We start from the raw sequence: 14,911 nt of genomic DNA on the forward strand, positions 1-14,911 counted from the left end.
CAAACTGCAAAACGCTATGATCCCCGTTCATGTCATCTCGACGGGCTGCGGCTTCGCTGCGTTTGCCTCCGTCTCGGTGCTGGCGTCATAGGCGTTCCACAGAACGACGACGCCGATGACGGCCGAGAGAATCGAAGCACAGAAGACGGCGATCTTGGCGGCGTCGAAATCGCTGGGGGTGGGGAAAGCCTGTCCGGCGATGAACAGCGACATGGTGAAGCCGATACCAGCCAGTGCCCCGGCGCCCCACAACTGCCGCCAGGAATATTCATCCGGTTTGACCGCGACCTTCAGCCAGACGGCCAGAGCCGCCGCGCCGACCATGCCGATCGGCTTGCCGACGACGAGGCCGAGGACAATCGCCAGCATCAAGCGCGGATGGTCGCTCCACACGCCCATGGAGAGGACGACGCCGGCATTGGCGAGGGCGAAGAGCGGCAGAACGAAATAGCTCGAGCGCGGCGCCACATGGCGCAACATCCGGTCGGCGGGGGATTCAAGCCGGTCATGGATCGCATCGAGCGCGCGCATGGCAGGCGCGGAAGGGCCATGACGGAGGGCTTCGCCGCCGCGCATGGCTTCCGCCGTGACGATGGAATTGGCCTGGGTGATCAGCGTGCGCAGATTGGGCGGCGGCCGCGTTGGGATGAACAGGGCGAGGACGACGCCAGCCAGGGTGGCGTGCAGGCCGCCGGTGTAGACGCAGATCCACAGCGCGATGCCGAGCAGGATATAGGGCGTGGTGGCATAGACGGCGGAACGGTTGAGGAAGGCCAGCGCTGCAACGACGGCGACGGCGGCGCCCAGCGCATAGAGATTGAGCGCGCCGGAATAGAAAGCGGCGACGACAATGATCGAGCCGATATCGTCGACGATGGCGGCGGCGGTGAGGAAAATGCGCAGTTCGATGGGAACGCGGTGGCCCATCATGACGATGAGCGCCACGGCGAAGGCGGTGTCGGTCGCCATCGGCACGCCCCAGCCATGCGCCCAAGGCCCTGAAGGAATGACCAGGAGATAGACCAAGGCGGGCGCGATCATGCCGCCGAGCGCGCCGGCAATCGGCATGGCCGCTGAGCGACGGCTGGCCAGATGGCCGACCGTGAATTCGCGTTTGATTTCGAGACCGACGACAAGGAAGAAGATCGTCAGCAGCGCGTCATTGACCCAATGCAGCAGCGACATGCGGAAAGCCGCATCGCCGAAGGACAGGCCCATGTAGCTGTGCCAGAACTTCTCAAAGCCTGTGGCTAGCGGCGAGTTCATCGCCAGCACGGCGGCAATCGTGCCGACCAGCAACAGGATGCCGGTCGAAGGGGCCCAGCTGGCGAAATCGAGCGCGGCTGAACGGACGCGATGGCCGAGTGAGCCCAGCATGGCGTCGGAGAAGGAGTTCTCGTCCCAGGGACCATCATAGCGGCGGTTGTTGACGAAGAATGTCGGCGTGTACATGACGCCACTGGCGTGCGAACTGGCGATGTCGGCGTCGACCCGCTGGCGGGCGCGATAGGCCGTTTCCTCGAGGTCGTCGTCCTCGAAATAGGACAGGCCGAGATCGGACGCGACGGCGCGCAGATCATCCTCGGTGAGGGTCGTCGAGCGCGTCATCAGTTTGACGTGCGCATCCCAGAAATGCTCGCTGTCACGGGTATATTCGACCAGTTCGGCGGCGCGCCGCGCGAGTTCGTTGTTGATCAGTGGGCGATGGCGAAAGACATAACGCAGCCGGTCGCCGAACTGCTCGCGAACCTCGATAATCCTCTCATTGGCGGCGCGGCAATGGGGGCAGGCGTAGCTGCCATATTCAACCAGAGTGATTTCAGCGGTGGAATCGCCCAGAATGTGATCAAACGCCTCGTCCACGGGACGGTCGAGGCGGTTGGTCGTGCTCATTTCCGACATGCGGCGAAAATCCTACTGATGAAGCCTGATCGAGGCGGAGGCCCGAGGCCCTCACATAAGGATTTTGCACGACGGCTCAAGGTTTGAATAGGGACCTCAGGTGATCGTCGAGCGCAGACGTCGTTTGTGTGCGTTTACTTCCGCCTGTTCGAGCAGCCGTTCGAGATCGGTGCGGGCGATGTCGAAGCTTTCACCCATCTGCTGCAGCGCTTCATCGATGTCGGCAGCGACGAATGTCGGGGCGGTGGGGGCCGGCGCCGGCCTGTGTGGATAGGAGCGGCGCAAGAGGCGATGAAACAGTACGCCAGCAGCAACCATCGCGACTGAGTTGATGGCCACAGGCACCAAAGGAAACAGCAGGCCCCATTTGGCGACGACAGGGCCGCCCAAGGCCGCTGTCATGGCGATCGCGCCGCCTGGTGGGTGCAATGACCTTGTCAGGGACATGATCGCCAGTGCCAGGCTGGCGGCCAGGGCCGCAGCCCATGTCGGATCATGGATCAGCCAGGCGCAGGCGAGACCGACAAACGCTGCGATCATATTGCCGCCGATCACCGGCCAAGGCTGGGCTAGGGGACTCGCTGGAATGGCAAAAACGATGACCGCGGACGCACCCACCGGCGCGATGATCAAGGGAGAGGTCTCGCCCAGGACATAACTGCCCGTAACGCCGGCCCAGGCGATGGCGATGAACATTCCGAGACAGGACAGGGCACGGTCGCGGAGGTTTGCGCCGGTCAGTATGGGGCGGAAGAAATACAAGGGATTGCCTAGATACTATGCAGGCTGCTTGCATATTGTACACGATCGTGGGGGTCAAACTAAAATACGCACGATTTAATTGTGTAAATAGACTGTAGTGCGACTCGCATGATCCGGGGAACGTGGGGACAGGATGGCCGCTGGGCGCCTGTCGGTTCAGATTCATCGCGATCCAGTGGAAATGTCAGAGCAGGGATGCCGACATTGAGTGTCGTAGCGCGCTCGACGTTTTAGCGTTTATCCGCCGTCCACTTCACAGCGCACGATCAATAACATCTCGCCATAAAGCAAATTAGAGTAATTCTAATTGTCTCCGGATGACCTTCCTTGGGCGGCGGGAAGTCCTTTTAAATCAAATATATCTGGAATGCTTCTAAGCTATTTATTTTGACAAGCTTCGGGGCCGTTCGTAAGACGCCGTTGTCGGGAAGTGCAACGTTGTTGCAGGCGCCCGACAAAATTGCGCAGGCCTTGGCGCTGCCGGTTTTTCCGCGCGTCTGTTCGAGTGTGAGACGATGCTGATCTGTGTCCCCGATGTCCTGACCAAGGAGGAAGTCGCAGACTTCCGCCGCATCATGGATGCAACGGATTGGGAAGACGGCCGCTCGACGGCAGGATCAATCTCGGCCCTGGTCAAGGACAACACTCAGCTGCCGCCTGACAGCGAGATCTCACGGGCATTGGGCGAGCGCATCATCACGGCGCTAACGCGCAGCCCGCTCTTCATCTCGGCTTCCATACCCCAGCGAATTTTTCCGCCGCTGTTCAATCGCTATGGCATCGGCAACAAATTCGGCCTGCATGTCGACAACGCGGTGCGCGGCGACAAATTGACGGGTCTGCGTATCCGCACCGATCTGTCTGTCACTTTGTTTCTCTCCGAGCCGGACGAATATGACGGCGGCGAACTGATCGTTGAAGATCAGTATGGCTCACATGAGGTGAAGCTCGCGGCCGGCAGTCTCGTGCTTTATCCAGCCTCAAGCCTGCATATGGTGACGCCGATCACGCGTGGCGTGCGCGTCGCGTCCTTCTTTTGGCTGCAGAGCATGGTGCGAGAAGACCACCAGCGCACTCTCATTTTCGACCTCGACCAGACCATCCAGGCTCTCGCCACGCGGCTTGAGCCGGGGGATGCGGAGGTCGTGCGGTTGACAGGCATTTATCACAACCTCATCCGGCAATGGGCACAAGTATGAACAGGCGGCATCTCAGTTTCGTTGTATTGGCGGCGCAGGTTTTGGCGACGCGGGCTTGGGCGCAGGAAGGGGCTGCACCAAGCATCGTGACGCAGTCGGCAGCAACGCCACACGATCTTTCACCCTGGTCGATGTTCATGGCCGCCGACATCGTCGTGCAGGCGGTGATGGTCGGTCTGGCCTTCGCTTCCGTTGTCACTTGGACGATTTTCATCGCCAAGAGCGTGGAGCTGGGTGTGGCGCAGACGAAGCTGCGTCGGGCGATTGCCCGGATCGCTGGTTCGCGCACTCTGGCGGATGCGCAGCAGACGTTGCGTGGCGAGCACAATATTGTCGCGCGTCTGCTCGATGCCGCGGCCCAGGAAGCACATTTGTCGTCGGATATTGTCGTCGACGGCGGCATCAAGGAGCGCGCTGCATCTCACTTTGGCGAGATCGTCCGCCGCGAAACCGGCAGCATGCGCCGTGGCATGGGTCTGTTGGCGACCATCGGTTCCACCGGTCCGTTCGTCGGCCTGTTCGGCACCGTCTGGGGCATCATGAACAGCTTCATCGGCATTTCGAAATCACAGACGACCAATCTGGCCGTTGTCGCGCCGGGCATCGCCGAAGCGCTTCTGGCGACGGCGCTGGGGCTGGTCGCGGCCATTCCCGCCGTCATTCTCTACAACTACTTTTCGCGTGGTACCCGGTCCTATGGCGAGACGGTGAACGCCGCCTCCGGTCTGGTGCAGCGTTTGCTGTCGCGTGATCTCGACCGTGCTTTTGGGCGCACCGCCGCCAACACATCGGAGTGAGCCATGGCTGTCTCGCTGGGCGAAACTGACGACGAATATGATGAAGTGCATGACATCAATGTCACGCCGTTCATCGACGTCATTCTGGTTCTGCTGATCATTTTCATGGTCGCGGCGCCGCTGTCGACGGTCGATCTGCCGGTCGATCTACCCAGCTCGACCGCCAATCCGCAGAAGAAGCCGGACAAGCCGACCTATGTCACCATCAAGTCCGATCTTGCGGTGGCGATTGGCGAGACCATGGTGAAGCGGGTTGATCTGGCGCATCAGCTCGATCAATTGCCGGAGATGACCAAGGACAAGCGCATTTTCTTGCGCGCAGATAAGACCGTCCCCTATGGCGAGATCATGAGCGTGTTCGAACTGCTGCGCAGCGGTGGCTATCTCAAGGTCGCGCTGGTGGCTTTGGAAGGCGTGCCGGAGGCGAAGCCGGCGGAAGCCGGGAGCGCCACCCCATGATGCCGAAAAGCTCGATGGCCCTTTGGACACTTGCCGCTGCCAGCGCGCTGGCGTTGCATCTCGGTGGTGCAGTGGTCGCCATGTCCTATGCCAATGTCGAGCCATCGGATGAGGAGGATGGTGCGCCAGCGATCGAGATCGGGCTGGAGATGGCATCGTTGAAGAACGAGCCGTCCGATCTGCCGCCGGGACCGGAAGCGGAAGCCTCGGCTGCGTCGCAGGCGATGCAGGAGCAGAAGGTTCAAACCGAAGTGACGGAACTCGCCAAGGGCGATCCGACCGAAACGGAAGATCCTGACCGACTGGTGGCGCCGCAGGCGACCGAGAAGCCGAAGGAAGAAGAACCGCAGACGACCGCGGTGCCGACCACTCAATCAAGCGAGTCCGTTGCTTCCGAGGCCACCGCTGCGCCGACCATCGAGGAAGCGCCGCCGAGCGAAAAGTCCGTTGCGCCGGTGATCGGTACTGGCCGCAGCCTACAGCGCATCCGCGCGACGTGGCAGCGTCAGCTCGTCGCCCATATCGATCGTCACAAGCGCTATCCGACCGGCGGCGCGCGCCGCAGTGTCGAAGTGGTCGTGCAGTTCGAGCTCGATCGTTTGGGCCATGTGAAGACGGTCGCCATCGCCAGAGGGTCAGGCGATGTCATGTTTGACCAAGCGGCGGTGGAGATGATGCGCCGTTCCGATCCCGTACCGCCGCCGCCGCCCCTGGTGGCTGACGAAGGGCTGAACTTCACCATGCCGATCGTGTTCCGTACCAAGGGCTGAATGCGGCTCCGATTGCTCTTGGCCCAATCAGCCCTTGGCTCACCCCTTGGCGCGCGAACGGAACAGGTCGCAGATTTCCGGTGACTGCAACCAGCCGTCGATGCGCGGGTGCTGCATGTTGGATGGATCGGCCTTGGAGAACGTTTCGTAGCTTGAAGCGACGAAATCCTCGAGGGAGTAAAAATAAGCCCGATTTTTCGGGCCTGGGTGGCTGGCGCGCTTGAACACATAGTCGCCCTTCACGCCGAGGCGCTTGGCGATCGGCGGATAGATCGGCAGCACCGCATCGTCCACCAGCCGGTCGACGGCGAAGCGATCGAAGTCGCCTTCGCGCAGCGTGAGGCCCTCCTTGCGCAGCAGCATGCGGGCCACGTCATACATCACATGGGCTTTGGGATGCACGGGCGTGTGCATGAAACTGCCGGCGCGGCTCCAGCGGATCATGTCCGGGCCATAGTCGAGATCGCATTCGCGACCGAGCCGCAGCATCTCGTCCCAGGCCGATTGCCAGACGTCGAAATAGCCGAGCCGGGCGTACATCTCCTCGTTCATCAGGCTGAGCGCCTGTTTCTGCGACAGGCCGAGACGGAAGGCCGTGGAGAGGATCGCCGACTGCGAGAAGTTGAACAGGCCGAGCACGGCGCTCGGCGAACCCGGCTTTTGCAGGAACAGGAAGTCGGGATGATAGGCGGGGAAATGGAACAGCGGGAACCAGCGAATGCTCGGCATCAGCCGTTCCAGCGTCGTGTGGTCGCCGAAGCGCAGATGCGTCGAAATGTATTTCAAGCCGAACACATAATCGTAGTCGCGCAGCACTTTCGCCAATAGTTCCGGCGTCGTGCGGTTGCCGAGCAGGATCTGGATGGGATCGACAGTCGCGCCGGGGAGCAACATGTCCATCGCATAGGCGACGCCGAAAGTCTGGCAATTGGCGATGACGGCGATATGGGGGCCATTCGACTTGCGCCGATTGCGACCTGTGACCTGGCGTACGCGCTTAGACAACACGTTCCGGTCAAATGCGGATAGCATCTGAACTCCGACCTACGACTGATTCAAGATTCTGGCCGTGACATTCGACCAATGCGGACCTATCGTCAATCTCAGCTTAAATTCTGCGCATTTCACGAGGATTGCGATGGCCCGTGGCCCCTATAACAACCTGCCGTCACACCAGTTTTGGCGTTCGGCGGTGGCTTCCATGCCGTCTTTCGCCATTGATCCGATCGTCTCGGTGCCGTTCACGATCGCCCCCTCCGACAAGGTGGCCTCGGCGGGCAGCTGCTTCGCCCAGCGCGTGGCGCGCCAGCTGCAAAGCAGCGGCTATCACTATTATGTGCCCGAAGATACGCCGCCCGGCTTGAACAGCCAGGAGGCGTTTGATCGCAACTATCGCGTGTTCTCCTGCCGCTACGGCAACATCTACACGACCGCCCAATTGCGGCAGACCTTTGATCGCGCCTTCGGCCGGTTGAAGCCGGACATTGAAGTCTGGACGCGGCCGGACGGTCGTTTTGTCGACCCCTATCGGCCGTTGGTCGAGCCGGATGGGTTTGCCACGGCCGAGGCGCTGCATGCGTCTCGGGAAGAACATCTGCGGCTCGTGCGCGAGATGTTTGAAAATCTCGATGTCTTCGTCCTCACCCTGGGCTTGACCGAACATTTCCGCTCCAAGAGCGACAAGGTCGTCCTGCCGGTGGCGCCGGGTGTTTCGGGTGGGACCTGGGATCCGGACATCTACGAATACCACAATGCTCGTGTGTCGGAGATCGTCGCCGACCTGCTGGCGTTCATCGACAATCTGCGGTCGGTCAATCCGAAGAGCCGGATCATCATCTCGGTCTCGCCAGTGTCGATGTTGGCTACCTATGAGCCGCGGCACGTCGTGGTGTCGAATTCCTACACCAAGTCGGCCCTGCGCGTTGCGGCGGACGAGGTCTGCAATGCGCGTCCCAACGTCGCCTATTTCCCGTCCTATGACATCGTTCTGACGCCGTTCAACGCTGGGCGCATCTATACGGACGATCAACGCGAGCTCACGGAGCTCGGCGTCGACCTCGCCATGAAAACCTTCTTCGATCATTTCACTGAAGGCGGGAACCAGGCGACGCACAGCTATGAAGATGTGCGCTTCGACGCGGCGGCGGAAGCTGCCAGCGCGGCCCGGATCGTCTGCGACGAAGTGGCGATTGAAAGCTAGTCGAGCTGGACCCCGACCGCTTTGACGATCGGGCGCCACTTGTCGCGCTCAGAACGCAGAAAAGTGGCTGTGGCACTGGGGTTTTCACCAACCATTGTGGCGCTTAACGCTTGCAGGCGCTCGCGCACCTGCGGGTTGGCGAGCGCCGCTTTCGCAGCCTCATAGAGCGCGGTGACAGCGTGATCTGGCGTTCCCTTCGGCGCCAGAAAGGCCAGCCAGCTATAGCCGATGAACTGTGGCAGGCCGGCTTCGATGGACGAAGGTGTATCCGGCAATTGCGCGATGCGTCCGCTGCTTGAAACCAAGAGCGCATTGACCTTGCCGGCTCTGATCTGCTCAAGCGCGGTCGGTACATTGTCGATCATCAATTGCACTTCGCCGGTCATGACGTCCTGCATAGCGGGCCCGGCGCCGCGATAAGGCACATGGGCCATGGGAATGCCGACGAGGTTGGCGAACCATTGGCTTTGCAAATGGCCGATGCTGCCGACGCCGGGCGAAGCATAGTTCAACCGGCCGGGATTGGCCGCAGCGAACGTCTTGAGCTCAGTGACGGTGCGGGCCGGAACAACTGGCGAGATCAACAGCACATTGGGAATGTCGACGAGGTGAATGATCGGGGTGAAATCGTCGATCACATCGAAGGGCAGGCGGCTGTAGAGCGCCGGATTGATCGCATGGGTGGAAACGGTGGCGGCGAGGATCGCATAACCGTCGGCAGGCGCGCGGGCGATCTCCGCTGAACCTGTGCTGCCGCCGGCGCCGGCCTTGTTCTCGACAATGACCTGCTGGCCAAGCGGTCCGGCCATATCCGCCGCGATGATACGGGCGATGACATCGGTGGAGCCTCCGGCCGCGAAGGGTACGACGAGGCGGATCGACCGGTTTGGCCAAGTTTGAGCCCATGCCGGTGTCACGCCGAGACAGGCCGCGAGCAGGGCACAGGTGACGACGGCCAAGCTGAAGGCGGGACGGATCACGGAAATCTCCGGGCGGGAGTGGCAGATCGGTGGGGCGATGGTCTTCCATCCGAGACTATCGGTCCCGTGGTCTGGCGCAACGTCCGGAAACTGCGGTGAAATAGTTCATGTGTTGACAATAACAGGCCCTTTAGTAAAATGAATGATCGTTCGTTTTTTATTTTCATTCTAAGGCGCCGCGGACTTGCCCAAATTATCCGACGAAAAACAGCAAGAGCGGCGGCAGCACATCCTTGATGCTGCCGGGGCCTGCTTTGCCCGCAAGGGCTTTCATCAAACGACCATGAGCGACATTTGCCGCGAAGCCGGTGTGTCGGCGGGGGCGCTCTATCTCTACTTCAAATCCAAGGAAACTCTGATCGAAGGACTCGTGGCGCGCGATCGCGACGAATTTCTGGAGCTGTTCGCTGAGGTCGATACCTCCGACCTGATGAACAGCCTCGGCGCGCTGATGGATACCTGCGTCGTCCACCAGCCACCTGAAAAGATCGCCATCTTTCTTGAGATCGGTGTCGAGTCGCGGCGCAATCCCGCGGTCGCCGAGACCATGATGCGTTGCGACGCCACGATCCGCGCTTCCATCACCGACCTACTGGAACGGGCCAAGGCCGCCGGCACGATCAATCCGGACCGGCCGATCAGCGAGATCGTCGATGTCATGGAGGTGATCGCCGACGGTCTGTTCTGGAGCTTGGGGTGTCGGCCGAATGTCGACGTGGCGTCGGTGGCGCGTTCGATCCTGCCGGTAATTGCGCAAATGCTGCGTCCCACGGCGCCTGCGCCTTTCGCACCTTCTCTCTTTCAGTCTCACAAGGAAACGTCGTCATGAGACGCAGTATCGTCATTCCGGCGCTTGTCGTGCTGGGCCTGGCTGGCGCTGGCGCGGCCTGGAAGTTCGGCAGCGCGCAAGCGGCGCGCCCCGAGCCCAAGGATAAGGTGTCCGCCAATCTCGCGCATCAGCCGACGCCGCAACCGGTGACGGTGGTCGCGGCGCGCGCCCATGACATTGTCGAAACCGTGCTCGCCACCGGCACCTTGGTGGCGCGCAATGAAGTGTTGATCGGGCCGGAGATAGAAGGCCTGCGCATTGTCGAATTGCTCGCCGAGGAAGGCGACAAGGTGGAGAAGGGCGCGGTGCTGGTGCGCCTGCAACGCGATGCGCTCGACGCACAGCTTGCTCAATCCGATGCGGCTCTGACGCGCGCCGATGCGGCCATAGGCCAGGCCACCAATCAGATTGCTCAGAGCGAAGCCAATGCCGCCTGGACCAAGGTGGATGTTGAACGGGCTCGTTCGCTTCTGGGGCGCGGCGCCTCCACTCAGGCTGCGGTCGATCAAAAGAATGCCGCCGCGCTGACGGGGCAGGCGCAATTGCGTGGCGCCCGTGATGCGCTGGATCTGGCTCGCGCCGACAAGGCTAGCCTGGAAGCGCAGCGTCGCGAACTCCAGGTGCGCATCGCGCGCACGGAGGTGCGTTCGCCGTCAGCCGGCGTGATCTCGCGGCGCTCGGCTAAGCTCGGCGCCGTCGCTGCGGCGGCGGGCGATCCTCTGTTTCGCATTGTCGAGAACGGCACGATCGAACTTGAAGCCGAAGTGCCGGAAGCGCGCATGGGCGTGGTGAAGGCCGGCCAGAAAGCGGTCGTGACATTGGCCAATGGCACGCGGGTCGATGCCCATGTGCGGCTGGCCGCCAGCGAAGTGGACCGTAACACACGCCTCGGCCGGGTGCGGTTGACATTGGTTTCGCCGGAGGGCGCGGCGACGGGTTCCTTCGCGCGCGGGTTGATCGAGATCCGCCAGGCGCGGGCGCTGACGGTGCCGATCAGCGCGCTCAGCTATGACAATGGCGTTGCCCAGGTGCTCATTGCTGTCGACGGTGTGGTGCGGTTGAAGCCGGTGCAACTGGGTCTTGTCGATGGTGGCCGGGCCGAAGTGCTGTCGGGTCTCACCGAGGGCGAAGAGGTGGTGGCGCGCGCCGGGTCCTTCCTGCGGCCGGGCGATCTCGTCGCGCCGGTCCGGCAGCAGACCGGAGCGCTGTGATGAATATTTCCGCCTGGTCGATCCGCCAGCCCATCCCTGCGCTTGTGCTGTTTGCCGTGCTGACGATCCTGGGCCTGTTCTCGTTCTCGCAACTGCCGGTGACGCGTTTTCCGAACGTTGACATCCCAATCATCTCGGTGACGATCAATCAGCCGGGCGCGGCTCCGTCGGAAATCGAGACGCAGATTACCAAGAAGATCGAGGATGCGGTTGCTGGCGTCGTCGGCATCAAACATATCGTCTCATCGATCTCAGACGGCCTGTCGACCACGACCATCGAGTTTCGTATCGAGGTCAATACCGATCGTGCGCTCAACGATGTGAAAGACGCGGTGGCGCGGGTGCGCGCCGATCTGCCGCGTAACATCTTGGAGCCGATCACTCAGCGCGTTGATATCACCGGCCTGCCGATCGTCACCTATGGGGTGTCATCGCCTGGCATGTCGATTGAGCAATTGTCCTGGTTTGTCGATGACGTGGCGGCGCGCGATCTGCAAAGCGTGCGCGGCGTTGGCGGTGTGTCGCGCATCGGTGGTGTCGATCGTGAAATCCTTATCGAACTCGATCCCGACCGGCTGCTTTCGCTTGGCGTCACCGCCGGCGAGGTGAGCCAGCAGTTGCGCGCCATGAATGTCGATATTGGTGGCGGCCGTGGCGAACTGGCGGGGCAGGAGCAAGCGATCCGTACCCTGGCCGGGGCGCGCAAGGTGGAAGACCTGGCGCAAACGACCATCGTCCTCTCGGGCGGGCGCAAGGTGAAACTCGCCGATCTTGGCAGCGTGACCGATACGGCGGCGGAACCGCGCCGTTTCGCAAGGCTCGATGGCCGCTCGGTCGTTGCCTTCGGCGTCAATCGCGCCAAGGGGGCAAGCGACGTGGTGGTGGCTGCCGACGTCGCCAAGCATGTCGAGGCGTTGCAAACCAAATATCCCGACGTGAAGATGGATATGATCGACAGCTATGTCGATTATACCGTCGGCAATTATAAATCGGCGATGCAGACCCTTCTCGAAGGCGCGGCCCTTTCTGTGCTCGTGGTGCTGATCTTCCTGCGCGACCTGCGTGCGACAATCATCACGGCGATTGCTCTGCCACTGTCGGTGATCCCGACATTCTTCGCCCTCGACGCGATGGGCTTTTCACTCAATCTGGTCAGCCTGCTCGCCTTGACACTGGCGACCGGCATTCTCGTCGATGATGCCATCGTCGAGATCGAGAACATCGTCCGCCATATGCATCTGGGCAAATCGCCCTATCGCGCCGCGCTGGAGGCGGCTGATGAAATCGGCCTGGCGGTGATCGCCATCACATTCACCATTGTCGCGGTGTTCGCGCCGGTGAGTTTCATGGGTGGGATTGCGGGGCAGTATTTCAAGCAGTTCGGCCTGACGGTGGCTGTCGCGGTGCTGTTCTCGCTGCTGGTGGCGCGGCTCATCACGCCGATGTTGGCGGCCTATTTCCTGCGCCCGCATCCGCACCGAGAGGTCAAGGACGGCACATTGATGCGCCTTTATACGGCTCTGGTGCGGACCTCCGTGCGTCATCGTTTCATCACTGTCGTCGCGGGCCTGGCGATCTTCGCCGTCTCGATCATGGGGACGAAACTGCTGCCGTCGGGCTTCCTACCGGCCGAGGATGTGGCGCGGTTGCTGCTGTCGGTGGAACTCCCGCCTGGCGCTAAGATCGACGACACGATGCGTGTCACCGATATGATCGCTAAAAAGCTGCGCGAGCGGCCTGAGGTGACAGGCGTGTTTGTCGATGGCGGCAAGATCGGCCTTGGCGCGCCGGAAGTTCGCAACGCGCAGCTGACGGTTCACCTCTCGCACAAGACCCATCGCGAGAAGACGCAGAAGCAGTTGCAGACCGAGATCGGCGCCGATGTTGCCCGCATTCCCGATATTCGCAGCTGGTTCCTCAATGATAATGGCCAGCGCGCAGTGTCGCTGGTGGTCTCGGGCACGAATAATGCGGCCGTCGAGCAGGTGGGCGCTGAGCTTGCCAGCCAAATGAAGCGCATTCCGCTGATCGCCAATGTGTCATCGAGCGCGGCGCTCAACCGACCGGAAATCCTCATCGTGCCGCGAAGCGACCGCGCTGCCGATCTCGGCATTTCCACCGAAGCGCTCGCCGATGCGATCCGCGTAGCCACCATCGGCGATCTCGATGTCAATCTGGCGAAGTATAATGCGGGTGATCGGTTGCTGCCGATCCGCGTGCAGCTGAAGCGCGACACCCGCGCGGCGATGGATATTCTGGCGAACCTGCGCGTCGCCACCAATCGCGGCGGATCTGTGCCGTTATCGGCCGTGGCCGATATTCGCTTGGGGCAGGGGCCGGCGAGCATCAACCGCTATGATCGCGTGCGGCGCATCTCGGTTGAGGCTGATCTTGTCGGCACGGACGCGCTTGGCGAGGCGGTGGATGCGATCATGGCTTTGCCGGCGGCAAAGAACCTGCCGGCGGGTGTGACCTTGAAGGAATCCGGCGACGCTGAGATCATGATCGAAGTGTTCGAAGGCTTCGCCAAGGCGATGGGCGCCGGTATCTTGATGGTTCTGGCGGTGCTGATCCTGTTGTTTGCCAGCGTCTTGCAGCCGATCACCATCTTGTTCTCGCTACCGCTCTCCGTCGGTGGTGTTATTCTGGCGTTGATCATCACCGATCACGCGATCTCGATGCCGGTGGTGATTGGCATGCTGATGCTGATGGGCATCGTCACCAAGAATGCCATCATGCTGGTCGACTTCGCCATCGAGCAGATGGCGATGGGTGTCAACCGGCTGGAAGCCATTGTCGATGCCGGCCGCAAGCGGGCTCGTCCGATCATCATGACGACCATCGCCATGGTGGCCGGCATGGTGCCGTCGGCGCTGGGCTTCGGCGATGGCGGCGAGTTCCGCTCGCCCATGGCCATCGGCGTCATCGGTGGCTTGATCGTCTCGACCTTGCTGTCGCTGATCTTCGTGCCGGCTATGTTCATCCTAATGGACGATCTGTCGAAGCTGGTGAGCAGGCTGTTCTCCGGCATAGTTGGGCCAACCGACGAGCCCGAGACCTCGCCGCCGTCGGTTGCATCCGGTCATGAAGGCCGCGATATTCGCCTCGCCGCCGAATAGGCGGTGGGAGGCGGTGTGGGTATGGATGAGAGATTGAACGAGTTTCAAGGTCGGTTCGTGACGCTGGAGCCGATCAACCAGCACGATGCGGATGATCTATTCGCTGCGCTCGCCGGGGCGGATCTCGATGATCTGTGTTTCTTCATGGCGGACCGGCCGTCTCACGATCGTGAGGCGTTTACCGCCTTTGTCAGCCGGCGGGCGATGTCGAAAGACCGGCGTTATTTTGTCTGCATTCCCACAGGCGGCAAGGCGAGCGGCTTCCTGTCGTTCATGCGCGACGAACCGGCGCATCGTGTGATCGAAATCGGCGATGTGTTTTTCGCGCCGCCGCTGCAACGCTCCGCCGCCGCGACGGAAGCGGTCTTCCTGATGGCCCGTCACGCTTTCGAAACGTTGCATTACCGGCGGCTCGAATGGAAATGCGATAAGCTCAATGCGCCCTCCTATCGCGCCGCCCAGCGCTTCGGCTTCACCTATGAAGGCCTGTTCCGGCAACACATGCTCGTGCATGGCAAGAGTCGCGACACAGCCTGGTTCTCCATGCTCGATAGCGAATGGCCGGCACGCAAGGCGGTGTTCGAGCGTTGGCTGGATCCGGCGAATTTCGATGCGCAGGGCCAGCAACGTGAAGCACTTGGCGTGATGATGGCCAAGGCAATCCCTGCCACATGAGGAGTGCG

General features: G+C 61.7%; 13 protein-coding genes. 9 read left to right on the forward strand and 4 right to left on the reverse strand.

The features are described from left to right. Window positions 1-27: 27 nt before the first annotated feature. Together nhaA and BLW50_RS01105 are read right to left on the reverse strand one after the other, a co-directional pair. Window positions 28-1,893, reverse strand: a complete 1,866-nt coding sequence (nhaA, locus tag BLW50_RS01100; RefSeq protein WP_244544094.1) for a Na+/H+ antiporter NhaA — start codon at window positions 1,891-1,893, stop codon at window positions 28-30. Window positions 1,894-1,998: 105 nt separating this feature from the next. Then, a complete protein-coding gene (locus tag BLW50_RS01105) occupies window positions 1,999-2,664 on the reverse strand; it encodes an HPP family protein (protein WP_139267411.1) in 666 nt (221 codons plus the stop codon). A 515-nt stretch (window positions 2,665-3,179) separates the two neighbouring features. Between BLW50_RS01105 and BLW50_RS01110 the strand changes: the two genes are divergently transcribed. From BLW50_RS01110 to BLW50_RS01125, 4 genes are read left to right on the forward strand one after another with little or no spacing between them, the layout of a single operon-like run. Beyond that, window positions 3,180-3,863: a Fe2+-dependent dioxygenase gene (locus BLW50_RS01110; protein WP_090696337.1), complete on the forward strand. Its 684-nt coding sequence runs from the start codon at window positions 3,180-3,182 to the stop codon at window positions 3,861-3,863. Next, window positions 3,860-4,660, forward strand: a complete 801-nt coding sequence (exbB, locus tag BLW50_RS01115) for a tonB-system energizer ExbB (RefSeq protein ID WP_244544095.1) — start codon at window positions 3,860-3,862, stop codon at window positions 4,658-4,660. Before BLW50_RS01110 ends, exbB begins: the two co-directional genes overlap by 4 nt. A gap of 3 nt (window positions 4,661-4,663) precedes the next feature. Continuing rightward, the gene (gene exbD, locus BLW50_RS01120) at window positions 4,664-5,119 is read left to right on the forward strand and encodes a TonB system transport protein ExbD (protein WP_090696343.1); all 456 of its coding nucleotides are present in this window, start codon (window positions 4,664-4,666) and stop codon (window positions 5,117-5,119) included. Then, a complete protein-coding gene (locus BLW50_RS01125; protein WP_090696346.1) occupies window positions 5,116-5,889 on the forward strand; it encodes a TonB family protein in 774 nt (257 codons plus the stop codon). The genes exbD and BLW50_RS01125 overlap by 4 nt, the downstream gene beginning before the upstream one ends. A gap of 39 nt (window positions 5,890-5,928) precedes the next feature. On the opposite strand, the gene BLW50_RS01130 is transcribed toward BLW50_RS01125, so the two are convergent. Continuing rightward, window positions 5,929-6,921, reverse strand: a complete 993-nt coding sequence (locus tag BLW50_RS01130) for a WcbI family polysaccharide biosynthesis putative acetyltransferase (protein WP_139267412.1) — start codon at window positions 6,919-6,921, stop codon at window positions 5,929-5,931. Window positions 6,922-7,027: 106 nt separating this feature from the next. On the opposite strand from BLW50_RS01130, the gene BLW50_RS01135 reads away from it, so the two are divergent. Continuing rightward, complete coding sequence (locus BLW50_RS01135) at window positions 7,028-8,089, forward strand: GSCFA domain-containing protein (protein WP_090696352.1); 1,062 nt, start codon at window positions 7,028-7,030, stop codon at window positions 8,087-8,089. Here the strand turns inward: BLW50_RS01135 and BLW50_RS01140 are convergent. Beyond that, entirely contained in the window at window positions 8,086-9,069 is a 984-nt protein-coding gene (locus BLW50_RS01140) for a Bug family tripartite tricarboxylate transporter substrate binding protein (RefSeq protein ID WP_090696354.1), read from the reverse strand. The two genes, BLW50_RS01135 and BLW50_RS01140, sit on opposite strands and share 4 nt — an antisense overlap. Window positions 9,070-9,253: 184 nt before the next feature. Between BLW50_RS01140 and BLW50_RS01145 the strand changes: the two genes are divergently transcribed. Genes BLW50_RS01145 through BLW50_RS01160 form a run of 4 tightly spaced genes read left to right on the forward strand, consistent with a single transcriptional unit; the run spans window position 9,254 to window position 14,903 of the window. Further along, window positions 9,254-9,898 carry a TetR/AcrR family transcriptional regulator gene (locus BLW50_RS01145; protein WP_090696356.1) on the forward strand — a complete coding sequence of 215 codons (645 nt, stop codon included), beginning with the start codon at window positions 9,254-9,256 and terminating at the stop codon, window positions 9,896-9,898. Then, window positions 9,895-11,109 (forward strand): efflux RND transporter periplasmic adaptor subunit, encoded by a 1,215-nt coding sequence (locus BLW50_RS01150; RefSeq protein ID WP_090696359.1) that lies wholly within the window; start codon window positions 9,895-9,897, stop codon window positions 11,107-11,109. The genes BLW50_RS01145 and BLW50_RS01150 overlap by 4 nt, the downstream gene beginning before the upstream one ends. Next, complete coding sequence (locus tag BLW50_RS01155; protein ID WP_090708527.1) at window positions 11,109-14,228, forward strand: efflux RND transporter permease subunit; 3,120 nt, start codon at window positions 11,109-11,111, stop codon at window positions 14,226-14,228. Before BLW50_RS01150 ends, BLW50_RS01155 begins: the two co-directional genes overlap by 1 nt. Window positions 14,229-14,249: 21 nt before the next feature. Further along, window positions 14,250-14,903 carry a GNAT family N-acetyltransferase gene (locus BLW50_RS01160; RefSeq protein WP_090696361.1) on the forward strand — a complete coding sequence of 218 codons (654 nt, stop codon included), beginning with the start codon at window positions 14,250-14,252 and terminating at the stop codon, window positions 14,901-14,903. Window positions 14,904-14,911 lie beyond the last annotated feature (8 nt).

It is taken from the genome of Beijerinckia sp. 28-YEA-48, from assembly GCF_900104955.1.
Classification (GTDB): Bacteria; Pseudomonadota; Alphaproteobacteria; order Rhizobiales; family Beijerinckiaceae; genus Terripilifer.

Excerpts from the sequence above, each read along its gene's own strand:
- nhaA (WP_244544094.1), bottom strand. The coding sequence starts at position 1,893 with ATGAGCACGACCAACCGCCTCGACCGTCCCGTGGACGAGGCGTTTGAT.
- BLW50_RS01110 (WP_090696337.1), top strand. The coding sequence starts at position 3,180 with ATGCTGATCTGTGTCCCCGATGTCCTGACCAAGGAGGAAGTCGCAGAC.
- exbB (WP_244544095.1), top strand. The coding sequence starts at position 3,860 with ATGAACAGGCGGCATCTCAGTTTCGTTGTATTGGCGGCGCAGGTTTTG.
- exbD (WP_090696343.1), top strand. The coding sequence starts at position 4,664 with ATGGCTGTCTCGCTGGGCGAAACTGACGACGAATATGATGAAGTGCAT.
- BLW50_RS01125 (WP_090696346.1), top strand. The coding sequence starts at position 5,116 with ATGATGCCGAAAAGCTCGATGGCCCTTTGGACACTTGCCGCTGCCAGC.
- BLW50_RS01130 (WP_139267412.1), bottom strand. The coding sequence starts at position 6,921 with ATGCTATCCGCATTTGACCGGAACGTGTTGTCTAAGCGCGTACGCCAG.
- BLW50_RS01135 (WP_090696352.1), top strand. The coding sequence starts at position 7,028 with ATGGCCCGTGGCCCCTATAACAACCTGCCGTCACACCAGTTTTGGCGT.
- BLW50_RS01150 (WP_090696359.1), top strand. The coding sequence starts at position 9,895 with ATGAGACGCAGTATCGTCATTCCGGCGCTTGTCGTGCTGGGCCTGGCT.
- BLW50_RS01155 (WP_090708527.1), top strand. The coding sequence starts at position 11,109 with ATGAATATTTCCGCCTGGTCGATCCGCCAGCCCATCCCTGCGCTTGTG.
- BLW50_RS01160 (WP_090696361.1), top strand. The coding sequence starts at position 14,250 with ATGGATGAGAGATTGAACGAGTTTCAAGGTCGGTTCGTGACGCTGGAG.